The following is a 17,265-nucleotide window of genomic DNA, read 5'->3' as shown; positions in this document are numbered from 1 at the left end:
AAAATCTCCGAAACCGTGGGCTGTGGTTTCGGAGGTTGAGTGAGATCAGGTTTGCAAAGATTTCAAGCTTGGAAAGGCAAACACATCCGGCGGGCCGGGCAGAGGTCTCGGGCTACCTGAAAGCGGGTGTGATCCCATATAAGATTTGATATAAATCAAAGAGTCGGGCACAAAATCGGCCGAGTGTGTCGCTTTGCGCACAATCGTGTCGCCGAAACGGGGGGATATAGGTAAAAAAATGTCTGTTCCTGCCATCTGCCGTTAGAATCGCATACTTTTTTACCGGTTTCTCGGTTAGGGAATTCATCTATGGCAAAACAAAATTGGGCGGCTGCTTTAGACCGCATCGGTTTGGTGATGCAGATCGTGATCGGTCTGATTTTGGGTGTGCTGGTGGGCTGGCTGTCGCGCGACACCGGCATGGGCGGTGCGGTCGGCGAATTGGGTCAGATTCTGGGCGGCCTGTTTGTGGGCGCGCTCAAAGCGGTGGCGCCGATTCTGATTTTCGTGTTGGTGACGGCAGCCATTTCGCAAAGCCGCAGCGGCACGGCCACCAATATGCGGCCGATTCTGTTGCTGTATCTGTTCGGTACTTTTGCCGCAGCGCTGGTGGCCGTGAGTGCGAGCTTTGCTTTTCCCTCCACGCTCACCCTGAGCGGCGTGGAAGCGGCCACGCGCGAGGCACCCGGCGGCATCGGCGAAGTGATGCGCAATCTGTTGATGAAGCTGGTGTCCAATCCGATACAGGCCCTGGCCGATGCCAACTACATCGGTATTTTGGCGTGGGCCTTGGTGTTGGGCGCGGCTTTGCGCCAAGCCGGCGAGCGCACCCGCGAGCTGATTGCCGACTTGGCGGCTGCGGTATCGACGGTGGTGCGCTGGGTGATCCGCTTCGCGCCCTTGGGTATTTTCGGTTTGGTGCTGACCACCATTATCGTGGAAGGTTTCAGCGGCATCGGCCGTTATGTGCACCTGTTGGCGGTGCTGCTGGGCGCCATGCTGTTTGTGGCGCTGGTGGTGAACCCTTTGATTGTGTTTGCCCAAACCCGCAGCAATCCTTATCCGCTGGTGTTCACCTGCCTGCGCGAGAGCGGAATGACGGCCTTCTTTACCCGATCCTCCGCCGCCAATATCCCGGTGAACATGGCTTTGGCGAAAAAGCTCGGCCTCAATGAAGACACTTATTCGGTGTCGATTCCGCTGGGCGCCACCATCAATATGGCCGGTGCGGCCATTACCATCACCGTGCTCACGCTGGCGGCGGTGCACACTTTGGGCATTGAAGTCGATTTCTGGACCGCGGTCTTGTTGAGCGTGGTGGCCTCGCTTGGCGCCTGCGGCGCTTCCGGCGTGGCCGGCGGCTCGCTGCTGCTGATTCCGATGGCGTGCAGCCTGTTTAATATCGAAAACGACATTGCCATGCAGGTGGTGGCGGTCGGTTTCATCATCGGCGTGGTGCAGGATTCCGCCGAAACGGCCTTGAATTCGTCCACCGACGTGCTGTTTACCGCCGCTGTGGATCAGGCCCGCCGGCGTTGAGCCGGTGGCGTTTGCCTTCCGGCCACGAATCAGGCTACCTGAAACGCTTTCAGGTAGCCTGATGGTTTATGTTTAACCTGATGGTTTATGTTTAATCGGTATCCGGTTTCCTTTTATTCAGGAGTATTTCCATGACCCGTATTCTCTTCGTCTGCCTCGGCAATATCTGCCGCTCGCCGATGGCCGAATACCTTTGCCGCAAGATGGCGGCCGAGCAGGGTATTCCCTTGCTCACCGCCAGCGCCGGCACCTCCGGCTGGCACGACGGCGAAGGCATGCATTGCGGCACCGCCGAAGTATTGGAATCGGCAGGCATAGCCGGCAACGGCTTTGTCAGCCGCCAGGTGCGCCGCAGCGACTTTGAAGATTACGACTATCTGCTGGCCATGGATGCCGACAATCTGGCCGAGTTGGAGCGCCTGTTCGGCCGCCATCCGCAGAAAATCTTCCTCATCACCGACCTGCTGGCCGATGCCGCTTACGACCATGTGCCCGACCCTTGGTATACCGGCCGTTTCAACCAAACCCGCGACATCCTCACCGCCTGCTGCCGCGTGTTGTTGGCGCGGCTGGCGGCGGGGCAGCCGCTGCGTTCGCCGTCAGGTGAAGCGGCCGCTGGGCCGTAGTGAAAGTGCCGGCGGAATCGGCTAGAATATGCCGGCTTGAATCAGGCTACCTGAAAGCCTTTCAGGTAGCCTGTTGATTTTGAATTTAAATATCCGCATACAGAAGGAAGACACACCATGCCCGCCTACCGCTCCAAAACCTCCACCCACGGCCGCAATATGGCCGGCGCGCGCGCTTTATGGCGTGCCACCGGCGTGGCCGACGAAGATTTCGGCAAACCGATTATCGCCATCGCCAACTCGTTCACCCAATTCGTGCCCGGCCATGTGCATCTGCATAATATGGGGCAGCTTGTGGCGCGCGAAATCGAAAAAGCGGGCGGTTTAGCCAAAGAATTCAACACCATCGCGGTGGACGACGGCATTGCCATGGGCCACAGCGGTATGCTCTACAGCCTGCCCAGCCGCGATTTGATTGCCGATTCGGTGGAATACATGGTGAACGCACATTGTGCCGACGCACTGGTGTGCATTTCCAACTGCGACAAAATCACCCCCGGCATGCTGATGGCCGCCATGCGCCTGAACATTCCCACCGTGTTCGTTTCAGGCGGCCCGATGGAAGCGGGCAAGGTGATCGGCGTGGCCAACATCACCGATACCCGCAAGCTGGATTTGGTGGATGCGATGGTGGATGCCGCCAACGATGAAGTGTCCGACGAAGAAGTGGCGGCGGTAGAGCGCTCCGCCTGCCCGACCTGCGGCTCCTGCTCCGGCATGTTTACCGCCAACTCAATGAACTGCCTCACCGAAGCCTTGGGCTTGTCGCTGCCGGGCAACGGCTCGCTGCTGGCCACCCATGCAGGCCGTAAAGAACTGTTTTTGGAAGCAGGCCGTCTGATTGTGGACATTACCAAACGCTATTACGAGCAAGACGACGAGAGCGTATTGCCGCGCAGCATCGCCACCAAAGCCGCGTTTGAAAACGCCATGAGTTTGGACGTGGCGATGGGCGGTTCCACCAACACCGTACTGCATCTATTGGCTGCCGCTAGCGAAGCGCAAGTGGATTTCAAAATGGCCGACATCGACCGCATCAGCCGCCAAGTGCCGTGTTTGTGCAAAGTCGCCCCAGCCACGCAGAAATACCACATGGAAGACGTACACCGCGCCGGCGGTGTGATGGGTATTCTGGCCGAACTCGACCGCGCCGGCTGCCTGAAAACCGACGTTTCCACCGTTCACGAAAAAACCTTGGAAGACGCGCTGGCGAAATGGGACATCACCAACCCCGCCAACGAAACCGCACATCAGCGCTACAAAGCCGCACCGGGCGGCGTGCGCACCACCGAAGCCTTTTCGCAAAACCGACAATGGCCTTCGCTCGACCTCGACCGCGAAAACGGCTGTATCCGCAGTAAAGCCCATGCCTACTCGCAAGACGGCGGCTTGGCCGTACTGTTCGGCAACATCGCCGAACGCGGCTGCGTGGTGAAAACCGCCGGTGTGGACGACAGCATTCTCACATTCACCGGCCGCGCGCGCGTGTTTGAAAGCCAAGATGCCGCCGTGGCAGGCATTTTGGACAACCAAATCGTTGCGGGCGACATCGTGATCATCCGCTACGAAGGCCCGAAAGGCGGCCCGGGCATGCAGGAAATGCTCTATCCCACCAGCTACCTGAAATCCAAAGGCTTGGGCAAAGCCTGCGCCCTGCTGACCGACGGCCGTTTTTCAGGCGGCACTTCCGGCTTGAGCATCGGCCACGTTTCGCCCGAAGCGGCGGAAGGCGGTGCCATCGGTTTGGTGAAAGAAGGCGACACCATCGAAATCGACATTCCCAAGCGCAGCATCCGCTTGGCTGTTACCGATGAAGAATTGGCCAACCGTCGCGAAGAAATGGAAGCGCGCGGAGCCAAAGCGTGGAAGCCCGAAAACCGCGACCGCCACGTTTCCGCCGCCTTGCGTGCCTACGCCGCCATGACCACTTCCGCCGACACCGGCGCGGTGCGCGACGTATCGCAGGTGGAGCGCCGATAAGCACAGAGCAAACAGGCTACCTGAAAAACCGATTGCGCGTTTTTCAGGTAGCCTTTATGGTGTCAGCCGGATGCTCAAACCGAGTAGGTTGGGTTGGAGCGCAGCGCAAACCCAACATGGGCAAAAGCTTGATTGTATGGAATGATTGTTGTTGGGTGACGGCCTGCGGCCTAACCCAAGCTACGGCTGGAATCCGACCCATAAGCCATGCGGCATAAAGAAAAATCTTTCCGGTAGCCGCAAATGCCTTGTCGGATACGAGTATCCGACCTACGGTTTGGCGCAAGAGGCAGTTTTGATATCTTCAAGGCAGCCGCCAACCCCTTGGCGTATCCATCCACCTCAAAATAAGGAGAGCATCATGCGTTCTGTATTGTTGACCGCCGCTTTGTTGGCCGCCGCATCCGCCGCCGCGCAAACCCCGGCTGCGGCCTCTGCCTCCGCGCCGGTATCGGCGCAATGTCTGAACTGGCTGGATGAAACCGCCCATCTGATGACGGCGGGCGAAGTGTGCGAAAGCGGCGAATTGGCCCAAGCCTATCGGGCGGCGGGCTTGGTGCGCATGCACGTGATGCGGCAGCAATGCGGGCAAATGGATGAGCAACACCCGCAGTGGCAGGCACAGTGGCGCCGCCATCCCGCCTTTGCCCTGGACGACCCGGCACGGCGCACCGAAGCCGATGTGCGCGCTTATTGCCAAGCCCACCGCAGCACCGCCGCTGGGATTTTCCGCCGCTATGCGCCCACCTTGCAGCAGGATATCCGCGAAATGTGGCGAACAGCTGTGCAGGGAGCGGACTGAACGGCCGCCGGTTTCAGGTAGCCGGAGCGGGGTGTGACAGAGGAGCAGGTAATGGGGCATCCGGTTTTGGAATGGCGCTTTCGGGCGGAATCGCCTTGGCTCTTGGTATTGATTGCGCTGCCGTGGCTGGTGGTGTTGCTTTTGTTGTGGCAGGCGTTGCGGTCTTTTGAGGCGGGCGGGGCCGTGTTTCTGCTGCCGGCAGCTTTATTTGCTTTTGTCGGCGGCGCGGCTTGGCGGTTGTGGTTCGCTTCTTGTCGGCGCACGCGCGGCGGCTGGGAATACATCCGTCTTGATGAGGATGCGCTGTCTTGGGCCATCGACGGGCATGGCTCGGGCAGGGTGGAGTACGCATGGCTGACGGTGGTGGGCGGCGTGCGGAGCTGCCACGGCGTGTATTTGCAATACGTCCCGCCGGGGCATACGGCGCTGTTGCCGCAAACCGTGTGTTTGGATGTTCGCCGCATCCGTCAAGCCGGCTGGATGGGGGCTTTGGCTATAGAGCGGGCCATTCGGAAGCGTTGCCCGCCGGGGAATTTGTACCGGGTGTAGGTGCCGTTGGGGCAAAAATAGAAACAGGCTACCTGAAAAGCAGACTTTCTGCTTTCAGGTAGCCTTTATTTGCACGGCTGCCTTATTCTTGATGCTTCAGCTGCGGCAGTACCGAACCTTCGCCCAAGGAAAGCAGGCCGCTTTGGGCGTAGAGGCCGAGTTTGGCGCGGGTGTCGGTGATGTCGAGGTTGCGCATGGTCAGCTGGCCGATGCGGTCGGCCGGGGTAAAGGCGGCGTTTTCGACCTTCTCCATGCTCAAGCGTTCGGGCTGGTAGGTGAGGTTAGGCGATTCGGTGTTCAGAATCGAGTAGTCGTTGCCGCGGCGCAGCTCGAGGGTGACTTCGCCGGTGATGGCGCTGGCCACCCAGCGTTGGGCGGTTTCGCGCAGCATCAGGGCTTGGCTGTCGAACCAGCGGCCTTGGTAGAGCAGGCGGCCGAGGCGCAGGCCGTTGATGCGGTATTGCTCGATGGTGTCTTCGTTGTGGATGCCGCTTAAGAGGCGCTCGTAGGCGATGTGCAGCAGCGCCATGCCGGGGGCTTCGTAGATGCCGCGCGATTTGGCTTCGATGATGCGGTTTTCGATTTGATCGCTCATGCCCAAGCCGTGGCGGCCGCCGATGCGGTTGGCTTCCAAAAACAGTTCCACGGGGTCGGAGAAGGTGCGGCCGTTCAGCGCCACGGGCACGCCTTCTTCGAAACGTACGCGCACTTCTTCGGCTTTCACTTCAACGTTTTCGTCCCAGAAGGCCACGCCCATGATGGGTTTCACGATTTTGATGCCGCTGTTGAGGAATTCCAGATCTTTGGCTTCGTGGGTGGCGCCCAGCATATTGGAATCGGTGGAGTAGGCTTTTTCCACCGACATTTTGTAGTCGAAGCCGTTGGCAATCAGAAATTCGCTCATTTCCTGACGGCCGCCCAATTCGTCGATAAAGGTTTGGTCGAGCCAGGGTTTGTAGATGCGCAGGCTGGGATTGGTTAAGAGGCCGTAGCGGTAGAAGCGTTCGATGTCGTTGCCTTTGTAGGTGGAGCCGTCGCCCCAGATGTTGACGTCGTCTTCTTTCATGGCGGAAACCAGCATGGTGCCGGTAACGGCGCGGCCCAGCGGGGTGGTGTTGAAATAGGTGGCACCGCCGGTGGTGACGTGGAAGGCGCCGCATTGGATGGCGGCAATGCCTTCGTGGGCCAGCTGGCTGCGGCAGTCGATCAGGCGGGCTTCGATGGCGCCGTATTCTTTGGCTTTGCGCGGAATGGCCTCGTAATCGTCTTCGTCGGGCTGGCCGAGGTTGGCGGTGTAGGCGTAGGGCAGGGCGCCTTTCAGCTTCATCCACAGGAGGGCGGCGGAGGTGTCGAGGCCGCCGGAAAAGGCGATGCCGACTTTCTGGCCGGCGGGCAGGTTTTGCAGAATGGTGCTCATAAACGTTTCTTGCTTGGATTAAGTGGCAGGGAAAAGGCGGTATTATTCTCTGAATTGCCGATGCAGTAAAGCGCTGTCGGGGCGTGGCGGCCGGCGTATCCGGCTTGTCGGCTGACGGGGTTTCAGGTAGCCTGAGACCTTTGCAAACCCCCATCTGCGGCGCATTTCTGTGTTGTGCGCTGCTCGCTCGCTTGCCTATCTTCATGGTATGTCTGCGCTCGCTGTGCTGCTACGCCTTGAACTGCATCCACATCTGGGGGGTTGCAAAGGTCTCAGCCTGCCGCGGGCCGAATCACTTTTTCAGGACGGATGAACACATGCCTCCTTCTTCGACTGCTTATCCGTATCGCCGTGTGGCGTGGTCTTATGTTTTGTGCACCGGCGTGCTGGCCGGGGTGCTGTACTCTTTGCTGTTGGCGCTGTGGAGCGAGGGCTGGGAAGCGCCGACGCAGATGCTGATGACGCTGCTGTCGGCCAAAACGCTGTGGTTTACGCTGCTGATGGTCTTGAACGGCGCGCTTTGGTTTGCTGCCTGCGGGCCGGCTGCGGCGGCGGTGGCGCTGTCGGCGCGCCTGCATCATCATCCGATCGGCCTGCTGCTGCCGGCTTTGGCCGCCGCTGTCGCGGCTTTGCTGCCGTATTGGTTGTTTTCCGTGTCTAAGCTGCCGGTGATGTCGCTGCCGGGCTGGATGCCGTTCGATTTTTACGGCCTGAAAGACCCGCCCGATGTTCTGCCGGCCGTGGCCGGCGGGGCGGCGGCCTGGTTGGTGGGCTGGTGGGTGCTGCCGTATGCGGAGGGGGAAGAAGCGGCATAAGGCGGTATTCATCGTGCAGCTAAGATAATCGGGCTACCTGAAAAGCGTGGAGGTGCATGCCGTGCTTTCAGGTAGCCCGATGGTTTGGGCGCTGCGGCGGCTGCCGTTTCGGCCGGCAAATCTGTTAAAATGCGCGGTTTCCCGAATTGCCGCATGGTGATGTTTATGTCGTCTATTGCCGAACAGGTGCGCTGCCGCCGCACTTTTGCCATTATTTCCCACCCCGACGCGGGTAAAACCACGCTCACCGAAAAGCTGCTGCTGTTTTCGGGCGCGATTCAGAGCGCCGGCACGGTGAAGGGCAAAAAGTCGGGCAAGTTCGCCACTTCCGACTGGATGGAAATCGAGAAACAGCGCGGCATTTCGGTGGCCTCATCGGTGATGCAGTTCGATTATCACGACCACACCGTGAACCTGCTCGACACCCCCGGCCACCAAGACTTCTCCGAAGACACCTACCGCGTGCTCACCGCGGTGGACAGCGCGCTGATGGTGATCGACGCGGCCAAGGGTGTGGAGGCGCAAACCATCAAACTCTTGAACGTCTGCCGCCTGCGCAACACGCCCATCGTCACCTTTATGAACAAATACGACCGCGAGGTGCGCGATTCGCTGGAACTGCTGGACGAAGTGGAAAACATCCTCAAAATCCGCTGCGCGCCGGTCACCTGGCCCATCGGCATGGGCAAAAACTTCAAGGGCGTGTACCACATTCTCAACGATGAGGTGTATTTGTTTGAGGCGGGCGGCGAAAAACTGCCGCACGAGTTTGAAGTGGTGCAGGGCATAGACAATCCGCGGCTGGACGAATTGTTTCCGCTGGAAATGGACAATCTGCGCGCCGAAATCGAGCTGGTGCAGGCCGCATCGAATGAATTTGTGCTGGAAGAATTTCTGGCCGGCGAACTGACGCCGGTGTTTTTCGGCTCCGCCATCAACAACTTCGGCATTCGCGAAATCCTCGATTCACTGATTGACTGGGCGCCGGCGCCGCAGCCGCGCGACGCCACCGTGCGCATGGTGGCGCCGGCGGAGGAGAAATTTTCCGGTTTCGTATTTAAAATCCAAGCCAATATGGACCCGAAACACCGCGACCGCATCGCCTTTTTGCGCGTGTGTTCCGGCAAATTCGAGCGCGGCATGAAGATGAAGCATCTGCGCATCAACCGCGACATTGCCGCTTCCAGCGTGGTGACCTTTATGTCGCACGACCGCGAGTTGGTGGAAGAAGCCTACGCCGGCGACATCATCGGCATCCCCAACCACGGCAACATCCAAATCGGCGACAGCTTTTCAGAAGGCGAACTGCTGGCGTTTACCGGCATCCCGTTTTTTGCGCCCGAGCTGTTCCGCAGCGTGCGCATCAAAAACCCGCTGAAAATGAAGCAGCTGCAAAAAGGTTTGCAGCAGCTGGGCGAAGAAGGCGCGGTGCAGGTGTTCAAGCCGCACAGCGGCGGCGATTTGATTTTGGGCGCGGTGGGCGTGCTGCAGTTTGAAGTGGTCACGTCGCGCTTGGCGGCCGAATACGGCGTGGATGCGGTGTTCGACAGCGCTTCCATCTGGTCGGCGCGTTGGGTGTCTTGCCCGGACAAGAAAAAACTGGCCGAATTTGAAAAAGCCAATGCCGCCAATCTGTCGATTGATGCCGGCGGCAACCTGGCCTATCTGGCGCCCAACCGCGTGAACCTGAACCTCACACAGGAGCGCTGGCCGGATATTGTGTTCCACGAAACCCGCGAGCATTCGGTGAATCTGAACGATTGATGCCGGATAGACGGCAAACCCATCAATAAAGGCTACCTGAAACGCTTTCAGGTAGCCTTTATTCTGTGTGCCAAGTTTAGAGCAATTTCGATTTAATTCATTACATACCCAGCTGATTTGAAGTAATTGGCACACTCTTGAGCCGAGAACAAATCAACCAGCTGCCCCATGCGCTGCCACAGCGCACCCACCGTGCGCTCGCCCGCCCTGCGCAGCAGCGCCTTGAACTTGGCAAACAGCTTCTCGATGGGGTTCAAATCCGGCGAGTACGGCGGCAGATAGCGAATGCTGGCGCCCACGCCTTCGATGGCTTCTCGCACGCCCGCCACTTTGTGGCTGGAGAGGTTGTCGGCAATGACGATGTCGCCAGGGCGAAGTGTCGGGCACCGAAAGGTTTTGACCCACGCCAGAAACACGGCGCCATTGATGGGGCCATCGGTCACCATGGGGGCCGTCAGTGCATCACAGCGCAAGGCGGCAATGAAGGTGCTGGTCTTCCAGTGCCCATGCGGGGCGCTGGCCACGCAGCGTTGACCGCGCGGGGCGCGCCCGCGCAGCGGCGTCATGCAGGTGCTGCTCCAGGTCTCGTCCAGAAATACCAGGCGCCTGGCATCGAGCCGGGCCTGCTGCTGTATCCAGCTCGCCCGTGCCTGCTGCACGTCTTCACGCTCCTGCTCGCTGGCGTGCAGCGTTTTTTTTGAAGCTCAGCCGCCATTTGTTGAGCTGGTGCCACAAGGCCGAGGGTTTGATGCTGATGCCATGCTCGCCCAAACGCTCGCACATTTGCACCAAGGTCAGATCGGGATCGGCCTTGATCCAGTCGCGGATCATGCCCTCTACTGGCGCCAGCCGGGAGATGCGCTTGCCGCCTTGCTGCCTGCTGCTGCGCTCGCCTTCTTTTTCGAAGCGATCACGCACCCGATATACCCACATGCGGCTGACTTCATAACGACGGGCAATGGCGCTGGGGCGCTCTCCGCGCTCCAGCGCTCCCAGTACTCGATCTCGCAGGTCTTGCGAATAGGCGCGCATCTCATGCTCCGGCTGCCAGAAAAAACCTATTATGTAACGTTTTTAGTCGAAGTTGCTCTAAGGCATCAGCATGCCGCCGTTGACGTGCAGGGTTTGGCCGGTGATGTATTTGGCTTGGTCGCTGGCCAGAAACAGTACCGCATCGGCGATGTCTTGCGGCTCGCCGAAGCTGCCCAGTGCGGTTTGCGCTTCAAACATTTTGCGGGTTTCTTCCGGCAGGGCGCGGGTCATGTCGGTGTCGATGAAGCCGGGCGCCACGCAGTTGACGGTGATGCCGCGGCTGCCGATTTCGCGTGCCATGGATTTGGCAAAGCCGATCAGGCCGGCTTTGGCGGCGGCGTAGTTGGCCTGGCCGGCGTTACCCATGCTGCCCACCACGGAGGTGATGTTGATGATGCGGCCGTGGCGGGCTTTCATCATGCCGCGCATGGCGGCTTTGCTGGCGCGGAACACGGATTTCAGATTCACCTGCATGATTTCGTCCCACTCTTCTTCTTTCATGCGCATCAGCAGGTTGTCGCGTGTGATGCCGGCGTTGTTCACCAGAATGGCCAGCGGCCCGTGGGTTTTTTCGAGCTCGGCAATCAGGTTTTCGATGCTGTCGGCCTCGGCAATGTTGAGCACGCGGCCTTCGCCGCCCCATTGGGCCAGCCGCTCGCTGATGGCGGCCGCGCCGCTTTCGCTGGTGGCGGTGCCGATCACTTTGGCACCGGCGCGGGCCAAGGTGTCGGCAATGGCGGCGCCGATGCCGCGCGAGGCACCGGTAACGAGGGCGGTTTTGCCGCTTAAATCTTGTGTACTCATGGATATTCCTTGTTTGAATGAAGGGCTACCTGAACAGCTGGCGTTGTGCAGCAAGGGGTGGTTTGTTTTCAGGTAGCCTGTGTGGCGGTTGGGAAACGGTTTGCAGTCTGCGGGCAAGCGGTTTTTGACCACGGCGGCCGACAGACTGAGTAGTCTCTTAGACGGCCGCCGCGGGCAAATCTTGCACGCGGGGCGCGATTAATGGCTGTCGATAAAGGCCTGCACCTGCTCGGCGGAAGTGAGCGCGGTGCAGACGGCCGCTTTGTCGATGCGTTTGGCCAGACCGGCCAACACTTTGCCGGGGCCGCATTCGGCCGATTGGGTGATGCCTTCGCGCACCAACAGGGCGACGGTTTCGGTCCAGCGCACGGGGCTGTAGAGCTGGCGGACCAGCGCGTCTTTGATTCGCTCGGGATCTTGGTAGGCGGCGACGTCGGCATTGTGGATCACGCGGATGGCGGGCGCGGCCACGGCCACGCCGGCCAGGGCTTCGGCCAGTTTGTCGGCGGCCGGCTTCATCAGGCGGCAGTGCGAAGGCACGGAAACGGGCAGGGGCAGGGCGCGTTTGGCTCCGGCTTCCTTGGCGGCGGCCATGGCGCGCTCGACGGCGGCGGCGCTGCCGGCAATCACAATCTGGCCGGGGGAGTTGAAATTCACCGCTTCCACCACTTCGCCCTGCTCGGCTTGGGCGCAAATATCGCGCACTACTTCATCGTCCAAGCCCAACACGGCAGCCATCGCGCCTTCGCCTTGAGGCACGGCAGACTGCATCAGCTCGGCGCGCAGGTGCACCAGTTTGACGGCATCGGCAAAGTCCAAACTGCCGGCGGCCACCAGGGCGCTGTATTCGCCCAAGCTGTGGCCGGCCACCACGGAGGGCTCGCGGCCGCCGAGTTCGCGGTAGGCGCGGTAAGTGGCCACGCCGGCGGCCAGCATCAGCGGCTGGGTGTTCACGGTTTGGCCGATCAGCTCGGCATCCTCGCCGTTCATCATCGCCCACAGGTCTTGGTTGAGTGCGGCGGAGGCTTCGTCAAAAACGGCTTTCACCACGGGCAGGCTGTCGAAGCCGCTCATCATATTGAGGCTTTGCGAGCCTTGGCCGGGGAAGAAAAAAGCGAAAGACATGGTGTTTCCTTGTAATGAAAATCGGGTGGCGGCCTGAATCAGGCCCTTACTGTATCACAGGCAGACAAAGGCAGAAAAAGGCTGCTGCCCGCCGTTGCCAAAAATGGAATGATTATACCAAATCGTTTGGGCGGCCGCTCAGGCTACCTGAAAGCCGCGGCATGCTATCATGCCGGCCTTATTTGATGTTTGCAGGGGACAGGCGATGATTATTGTGATGCAGCGGCAGGCCGACGAAGCGGCGGTGGCGCGGGTGGTGGACTTTATCCGTTCGCGCGGCTTGAGCGAGCATGTGTCGCGCGGCGACGAGCGCACCATCATCGGCGCGGTGGGCGACGAGCGGGTGTTTGATCCGCAGGAATTGCAGGCGCTGCCGCAGGTGGAGCGCGCCATCCGCATTTTGGCCGACTGGCGCATCATCAGCCGCGAAAGCCGGCCGGACAACACCGTGCTCACCGTGCGCGGGCACCGCATCGGCGCAGGCGGCTGTTTGACCATTCCGCAGGCGGGCTGGGACGGCAGCCTGCCTGAGGCGGGCATATTGTATACCGATCCTTTTTTCGCGCATCCCAGTCCGTATTACGCGGCGCAGCAGGCGGGCGAGAAACAGCGCCAGCAGCAGATGTCGGCTTTGCTGGCGGCGGCGCATGCCGCAGGCAAGGCGGTGATTGTGCGCATCCGCGACGTGCGCCAGATTCAGGCGGCGTTGGCGGCACAGGCCGATATCCTTTATTTGGGCGGCGAGCTGATGACCAACCGCGTTTTGCAACAGGAAGTGGGCCTGCTCAATGTGCCGCTGATTTTGTGCAAAGACAAGCATCATCGGGCCGAGGAATGGCTGAGGGCGGCGGAACACATTGCGCTCAAAGGCAACCACCATATTTTGCTCGGCGAAAGCGGCACGCTGAGTTTCGACCCGCAGGCACCGCACCGTTTGGATACCGAAGCCATCTGCAAAGCGAAGAAAATCAGCCATCTGCCGGTGATTGCCAACATCATCCGCCTGCCGCACCGCTATATGGACGCCGAGGTGCTGCATGCCTTGGCCGAAGCGGCCGGTGCCGACGGGGTGATTGCCTGACGGGCAAAGACTGTTAGCGATGTCGGCCGGTCGGGCGCTAGGCCGAATCGACATTCATCTGGTATCTTTGGCGGATGACCAAGACCAAGCATCCGCGGCCCCGCCGCTACGAATTAACCCAAACCCAATGGGAGCGGATCGAAGATCTGCTCCCAGGCAAGGCCGGTGACCCCGGGCGTACGGCAGCGGACAACCGCAGCTTCGTCAATGGCGTGCTGTGGGTGTTGCGCTCCGGGGCGCGCTGGAGCGATCTGCCCACGCGCTACGGAGCCTACAAGAGCGTGCACAAGCGCTTCACCCGCTGGGCGGCCAAGGGTATCTGGGAGCTGGTGTTCCAGTCCCTGATTCAGGATCGAAGCAACGAGTATCTGATGATCGACAGCAGCATTGTCCGGGCGCACGCACAGGCGGCGACCGGAAAAGGGGGGCGGCACACCCGGCTCTGGGGCGTTGCCGAGGAGGTCTGAGCACGAAGATCCACATGGCGACAGATGGCCAGGGCCGACCGGTGCGATTCATCCTCACTGGCGGCCAGCGTAACGACATCACGCAAGCCCCAGCGCTGCTGGCCGGGTTCAAGCCCAAGTACGTCTTGGCCGACAAAGGCTATGACAGCCGGCAACTGGTGGCGTTGATCCACTCGCTCGGCGCCCAGGCGGTGATCCCGCCTCGCAGCTGCCAGCAGCCGCGTGCCTACGACAAAGCACGCTACCGGCTACGCAATCGCATCGAGCGTTGCTTTGCCAGGCTCAAGCAGTTCCGCCGCATCGCCACTCGTTTTGACCGCAAGCCCTCTCACTTCCTGGCTTTCCTCTATCTCGCATCAATTACCTTGTGGGTGGGTTGAATGTCGATTCGGCCTAGGGTTTTCAGGTAGCCTGACGGGTGGATATTCGGGGGAGCCCTTGAATCATTTTATAAGTTTTAGAGCCAACACTATTTGCCCCTCCATGCCGTTGATGGCACGGAGGGGTAAATATTGATCGGGCTACCTGAAAAGCGGTTGCTTAGCGAAAAGTGGGGCGGCCAGCTTCAGGACAAGGCTTCCTGCCACTGCTCCAACAGCGCCTGCCATTCGCCGGCCTGCTTGTGGCCGGCTTCGATGGCGGCTTTCAGGTGGCCTACCGCTTCGCCGGCGTGGGCACGCACGCCCCAGCCGTGGTAATACAGACAGGCCAGATTATAAAGCGCCAGTGCGTCTTGCTGTTTGGCGGCTTTTTTCAGCCAATGGGCGGCTTTTTCCAAATCTTTGCCCACAAATTCGCCGTGGAAGAACATCATGCCCAGATTGGTTTGCGCTTTGGGCAGGCCGAATTCGGCGGCGGCTTTGTAGAGGGCAAAGGCTTTGCCGATGTCTTGGGTAACGCCCAGGCCGAAATGGCAGGCGAAGGCTTGGCGGTAGTTTTCTTCCGCCAGCTGGGTTTCGGCATCGGGCAGGTGGTAGAGCGGGTCGGACGGACGGTGGGTGGGCGCGGTGGGCTCGGCCAGTTTTTCTTTGGCGGCTTCGTGGCCGTTTAAGACTGCCTGTTCGTACCATTGCTTGGCCAGTTTGTCGTCTTTGGCCACGCCCAAGCCGTAGCGGTAAACGTCGCCCATTTGATACATGGCGTCGGCATTGCCCAAGCGCACGGCTTGTTCGAGGCAGCGGATGGCGGCGTCGAAATCCTGACGGATGCCCTGGCCGGTGAGCAGCTGTTTGGCCAGCAGGTTGAGGGCTTCGGCATCGTTGGCGTTGGCTGCTTGGATGATCCAAGGAATAGCCTGTTCGGGGTCGGCGGCGCAGCCGATGCCGTTGAGCCGCATGCTGCCGGCTTTGGATTGGGCGGCCACCACGCCTTTGGCGGCCACGCGCTCATACCAATGCAGGGCTTTGGCTTTGTCCATGCCGCCGAAGCGGCCGGTTTCATACAAACGTGCTAGCTGCCATTGGGCATCGCCGTAGTCGTGTTCGGCCGCCTGTTTGAGCCAGGCCACGCCTTGGCGCACATCGGCTTTGGTGCCCAGGCCGTTGAGCAGGGCGTAGGCCATGTGGTATTGGGCTTGTGCTTCGCCCAAAGCGGCGGCGCGGGAGGCCCAGGCGAAAGCCTGCTGGTGCTGGCCATGGGCGGCGGCGTTTTCCATCAGCCAGATGAGGGCGGGCGGAAACTTTTGTGCGGCCAGATGCTGCATCACCTGGCTGGCGGCCAGCACGTCTTGCTGCATGCCTTCACCGTTGGCCTGCATCATGGCCAGGCTGTAGGCGGCGTTCAGGTAGCCTGAAGCGGCGGACTGTTCCAGCCAATACAGTGCTTCGGCATGATTCTGTGCCGTGTGGCGGCCGTGGCGCAGGTTTTCACCCAATTCGTATTGGGCCTCGGCCATGCCCCATTCCGCGGCCTGCTGCAAATCGGCCATGCCCTGCGCTTCGGTTTCTTCGGCAGCCAGGTAGGCTTGTGCGCGGCGGTAATAGGCATCGGCATCCGGCAGGCTTGCCGGCGTCTGTTTTTCGGCTTTGCGTCCTAATCCGAATTTGATCATCCGTTTTCCCAGTTTTCCGGTTGATGTTTGTGCGGCAAAGCAGCGGTTTTCAGAGATACGTGCCCGCCTTTGCCGAAAGGTGTCGGGTTTCTGCCTGAATTAACGGGCAAAAACGGGCAAATTCTAGCATGCCTGCGGCGGAAACTGTGGCGTTTGCCCGAATGGGGCAGCCAATTGGCACAATTCGCGCATTCATTGATTTCCGTCAAAGTGGTTTTTGCCGGCTTGGTTATAATCGGCTCCAGATAAAAATTCCAATATTCAGAAATACTCGGAACCCAAATCCATGCAAGTTTTTTCAGAATTATTCAGTTCTTCGGTAGGCATTGCCTCTTTTATTACCATCGCCGCGATTGTGGTGATTGCCATCTTCTTATTCTTTTGGGTGAAACGCCGCGTAGATGAAGACAGCAAAAACAATCAGCGTTGATGAAACAGTTTCCTCTTGATGTGTGTGTGTTTTGGTGTGGCTAAGGCCGCACCTTTTTTTTGCCGGGCAAAGCCGGTATTGTTTCAGTATTGACAGAAATAACAGTGCCTATTTAAAGTGGCGCACCTGATTGTTTATGAACACCCGACCTAGATGAAACTCAATCCCGCTACCGAAAAATTCGTGCTGCACTGGGGAGAAATGGGCACCCAGTGGGGCGTGAACCGCACCGTTGCCCAAATCCACGCTTTGCTGTTTATCATCGGCCGGCCGATGCATGCCGAGGAAATCGTGGAAACTTTGGGCGTGGCGCGCTCGAATGTGAGCAACAGCATCCGCGAGCTACAAAGCTGGAAGCTGGTGCATACCGTGCACATCATGGGCGACCGCCGCGACCATTTCGCCACCGACACCGATGTGTGGGCCTTGTTCCGCACCATTGTGGCCGAACGGATGCGCCGCGAAATCGAGCCGACCGAGCAGTTTTTGCGCCAGCTGATGGAAACGCCGGAGTTTCAGCAGGAGAGCGGCGAGGTGCAGCAGCGTGTGCGCCAGACCCACGAGTTTGTCGGTACGCTCACCAGTTGGGCCACCGAGATGCTGAAGCTGTCCACCGCTACCTTGAGCAAGGTATTGAAACTGGGCGCCAGTATTCAAAAGCTGTTGCGTTGAGGCTACCTGAAAGGCTTTCAGGTGGCCTGAGACCTCTACCGATCCCTTATCTGCGGCGCAGGTTTCTGTCCTAGCATTTACGCTCGCTACACTGCTGCGTTTTGAACTGCAT

Annotated in this window: 16 protein-coding genes; 11 read left to right on the top strand and 5 right to left on the bottom strand. The window is 59.8% G+C overall.

Features of this window, described 5'->3' with window-relative positions; all coding sequences use genetic code 11:
• Positions 1-309: 309 nt before the first annotated feature.
• The 5 genes from sstT (at position 310) to H3L94_RS08505 (ending at position 5,496) form a co-directional block, all read left to right on the top strand.
• Positions 310-1,539: a serine/threonine transporter SstT gene (sstT, locus tag H3L94_RS08525; protein ID WP_009118836.1), complete on the top strand. Its 1,230-nt coding sequence runs from the start codon at positions 310-312 to the stop codon at positions 1,537-1,539.
• 131 nt (positions 1,540-1,670) lie between these two features.
• Positions 1,671-2,165 carry a low molecular weight protein-tyrosine-phosphatase gene (locus H3L94_RS08520; RefSeq protein WP_009118835.1) on the top strand — a complete coding sequence of 165 codons (495 nt, stop codon included), beginning with the start codon at positions 1,671-1,673 and terminating at the stop codon, positions 2,163-2,165.
• A gap of 117 nt (positions 2,166-2,282) precedes the next feature.
• On the top strand, positions 2,283-4,145 hold the full coding sequence (gene ilvD / locus H3L94_RS08515; RefSeq protein ID WP_182121666.1) for a dihydroxy-acid dehydratase: 1,863 nt from the start codon (positions 2,283-2,285) through the stop codon (positions 4,143-4,145).
• A gap of 361 nt (positions 4,146-4,506) precedes the next feature.
• A complete protein-coding gene (locus tag H3L94_RS08510) occupies positions 4,507-4,947 on the top strand; it encodes a hypothetical protein (protein ID WP_182121665.1) in 441 nt (146 codons plus the stop codon).
• Positions 4,948-4,998: 51 nt separating this feature from the next.
• The gene (locus H3L94_RS08505) at positions 4,999-5,496 is read left to right on the top strand and encodes a hypothetical protein (protein WP_182121664.1); all 498 of its coding nucleotides are present in this window, start codon (positions 4,999-5,001) and stop codon (positions 5,494-5,496) included.
• 82 nt (positions 5,497-5,578) lie between these two features.
• Here the strand turns inward: H3L94_RS08505 and argG are convergent, their stop codons facing one another.
• Positions 5,579-6,913, bottom strand: a complete 1,335-nt coding sequence (gene argG / locus H3L94_RS08500; protein ID WP_182121663.1) for an argininosuccinate synthase — start codon at positions 6,911-6,913, stop codon at positions 5,579-5,581.
• Positions 6,914-7,230: 317 nt separating this feature from the next.
• On the opposite strand from argG, the gene H3L94_RS08495 reads away from it, so the two are divergent.
• The gene (locus H3L94_RS08495; RefSeq protein ID WP_182121662.1) at positions 7,231-7,728 is read left to right on the top strand and encodes a hypothetical protein; all 498 of its coding nucleotides are present in this window, start codon (positions 7,231-7,233) and stop codon (positions 7,726-7,728) included.
• Positions 7,729-7,893: 165 nt separating this feature from the next.
• On the top strand, positions 7,894-9,492 hold the full coding sequence (locus tag H3L94_RS08490) for a peptide chain release factor 3 (RefSeq protein ID WP_182123139.1): 1,599 nt from the start codon (positions 7,894-7,896) through the stop codon (positions 9,490-9,492).
• 92 nt (positions 9,493-9,584) lie between these two features.
• On the opposite strand, the gene H3L94_RS13045 is transcribed toward H3L94_RS08490, so the two are convergent.
• The 3 genes from H3L94_RS13045 to fabD all read right to left on the bottom strand — a co-directional run bounded on the left by H3L94_RS13045 (position 9,585) and on the right by fabD (position 12,453).
• A protein-coding gene (locus H3L94_RS13045; RefSeq protein ID WP_182121299.1) for an IS630 family transposase occupies positions 9,585-10,524 on the bottom strand; the annotation gives its coding sequence in 2 pieces (ribosomal slippage) (positions 9,585-10,190 and positions 10,192-10,524; 939 coding nt in all).
• Positions 10,525-10,581: 57 nt separating this feature from the next.
• Entirely contained in the window at positions 10,582-11,328 is a 747-nt protein-coding gene (gene fabG, locus H3L94_RS08480; protein WP_182121661.1) for a 3-oxoacyl-ACP reductase FabG, read from the bottom strand.
• A 198-nt stretch (positions 11,329-11,526) separates the two neighbouring features.
• Complete coding sequence (gene fabD, locus H3L94_RS08475; RefSeq protein WP_182121660.1) at positions 11,527-12,453, bottom strand: ACP S-malonyltransferase; 927 nt, start codon at positions 12,451-12,453, stop codon at positions 11,527-11,529.
• 205 nt (positions 12,454-12,658) lie between these two features.
• Between fabD and H3L94_RS08470 the strand changes: the two genes are divergently transcribed.
• Positions 12,659-13,534: a chorismate mutase gene (locus H3L94_RS08470; RefSeq protein ID WP_182123138.1), complete on the top strand. Its 876-nt coding sequence runs from the start codon at positions 12,659-12,661 to the stop codon at positions 13,532-13,534.
• 74 nt (positions 13,535-13,608) lie between these two features.
• Positions 13,609-14,381 (top strand): IS5 family transposase gene (locus H3L94_RS08465; RefSeq protein WP_182121336.1). Its coding sequence is split into 2 segments (ribosomal slippage): positions 13,609-13,963 and positions 13,963-14,381, totalling 774 coding nucleotides; the frame shifts between segments, so codons are not numbered across the junction.
• A gap of 185 nt (positions 14,382-14,566) precedes the next feature.
• On the opposite strand, the gene H3L94_RS08460 is transcribed toward H3L94_RS08465, so the two are convergent.
• Positions 14,567-16,051: a tetratricopeptide repeat protein gene (locus H3L94_RS08460; protein ID WP_182121659.1), complete on the bottom strand. Its 1,485-nt coding sequence runs from the start codon at positions 16,049-16,051 to the stop codon at positions 14,567-14,569.
• 286 nt (positions 16,052-16,337) lie between these two features.
• Between H3L94_RS08460 and H3L94_RS08455 the strand changes: the two genes are divergently transcribed.
• Both H3L94_RS08455 and H3L94_RS08450 read left to right on the top strand, forming a co-directional pair.
• Entirely contained in the window at positions 16,338-16,481 is a 144-nt protein-coding gene (locus H3L94_RS08455; RefSeq protein WP_009118687.1) for a DUF3149 domain-containing protein, read from the top strand.
• 153 nt (positions 16,482-16,634) lie between these two features.
• Positions 16,635-17,153, top strand: a complete 519-nt coding sequence (locus tag H3L94_RS08450) for a GbsR/MarR family transcriptional regulator (RefSeq protein ID WP_182121658.1) — start codon at positions 16,635-16,637, stop codon at positions 17,151-17,153.
• Positions 17,154-17,265 lie beyond the last annotated feature (112 nt).

The organism is Neisseria shayeganii, assembly GCF_014054965.1.
GTDB lineage: Bacteria > Pseudomonadota > Gammaproteobacteria > Burkholderiales > Neisseriaceae > Eikenella > Eikenella shayeganii.
The sequence above is the reverse complement of the archived record's forward strand: the minus strand, read 5'-3'. Positions and strand labels throughout refer to the sequence as shown.

What these genes read in the sequence shown, in the direction of transcription:
- H3L94_RS08495 (WP_182121662.1), top strand. Translation starts at nt 7,231, where the DNA reads ATGCCTCCTTCTTCGACTGCTTATCCGTATCGCCGTGTGGCGTGGTCT.
- H3L94_RS08460 (WP_182121659.1), bottom strand. Translation starts at nt 16,051, where the DNA reads ATGATCAAATTCGGATTAGGACGCAAAGCCGAAAAACAGACGCCGGCA.
- fabD (WP_182121660.1), bottom strand. Translation starts at nt 12,453, where the DNA reads ATGTCTTTCGCTTTTTTCTTCCCCGGCCAAGGCTCGCAAAGCCTCAAT.
- H3L94_RS08455 (WP_009118687.1), top strand. Translation starts at nt 16,338, where the DNA reads ATGCAAGTTTTTTCAGAATTATTCAGTTCTTCGGTAGGCATTGCCTCT.
- H3L94_RS08470 (WP_182123138.1), top strand. Translation starts at nt 12,659, where the DNA reads ATGATTATTGTGATGCAGCGGCAGGCCGACGAAGCGGCGGTGGCGCGG.
- H3L94_RS08510 (WP_182121665.1), top strand. Translation starts at nt 4,507, where the DNA reads ATGCGTTCTGTATTGTTGACCGCCGCTTTGTTGGCCGCCGCATCCGCC.
- argG (WP_182121663.1), bottom strand. Translation starts at nt 6,913, where the DNA reads ATGAGCACCATTCTGCAAAACCTGCCCGCCGGCCAGAAAGTCGGCATC.
- H3L94_RS08520 (WP_009118835.1), top strand. Translation starts at nt 1,671, where the DNA reads ATGACCCGTATTCTCTTCGTCTGCCTCGGCAATATCTGCCGCTCGCCG.
- H3L94_RS08505 (WP_182121664.1), top strand. Translation starts at nt 4,999, where the DNA reads ATGGGGCATCCGGTTTTGGAATGGCGCTTTCGGGCGGAATCGCCTTGG.
- sstT (WP_009118836.1), top strand. Translation starts at nt 310, where the DNA reads ATGGCAAAACAAAATTGGGCGGCTGCTTTAGACCGCATCGGTTTGGTG.
- fabG (WP_182121661.1), bottom strand. Translation starts at nt 11,328, where the DNA reads ATGAGTACACAAGATTTAAGCGGCAAAACCGCCCTCGTTACCGGTGCC.
- H3L94_RS08490 (WP_182123139.1), top strand. Translation starts at nt 7,894, where the DNA reads ATGTCGTCTATTGCCGAACAGGTGCGCTGCCGCCGCACTTTTGCCATT.
- H3L94_RS08450 (WP_182121658.1), top strand. Translation starts at nt 16,635, where the DNA reads ATGAAACTCAATCCCGCTACCGAAAAATTCGTGCTGCACTGGGGAGAA.
- ilvD (WP_182121666.1), top strand. Translation starts at nt 2,283, where the DNA reads ATGCCCGCCTACCGCTCCAAAACCTCCACCCACGGCCGCAATATGGCC.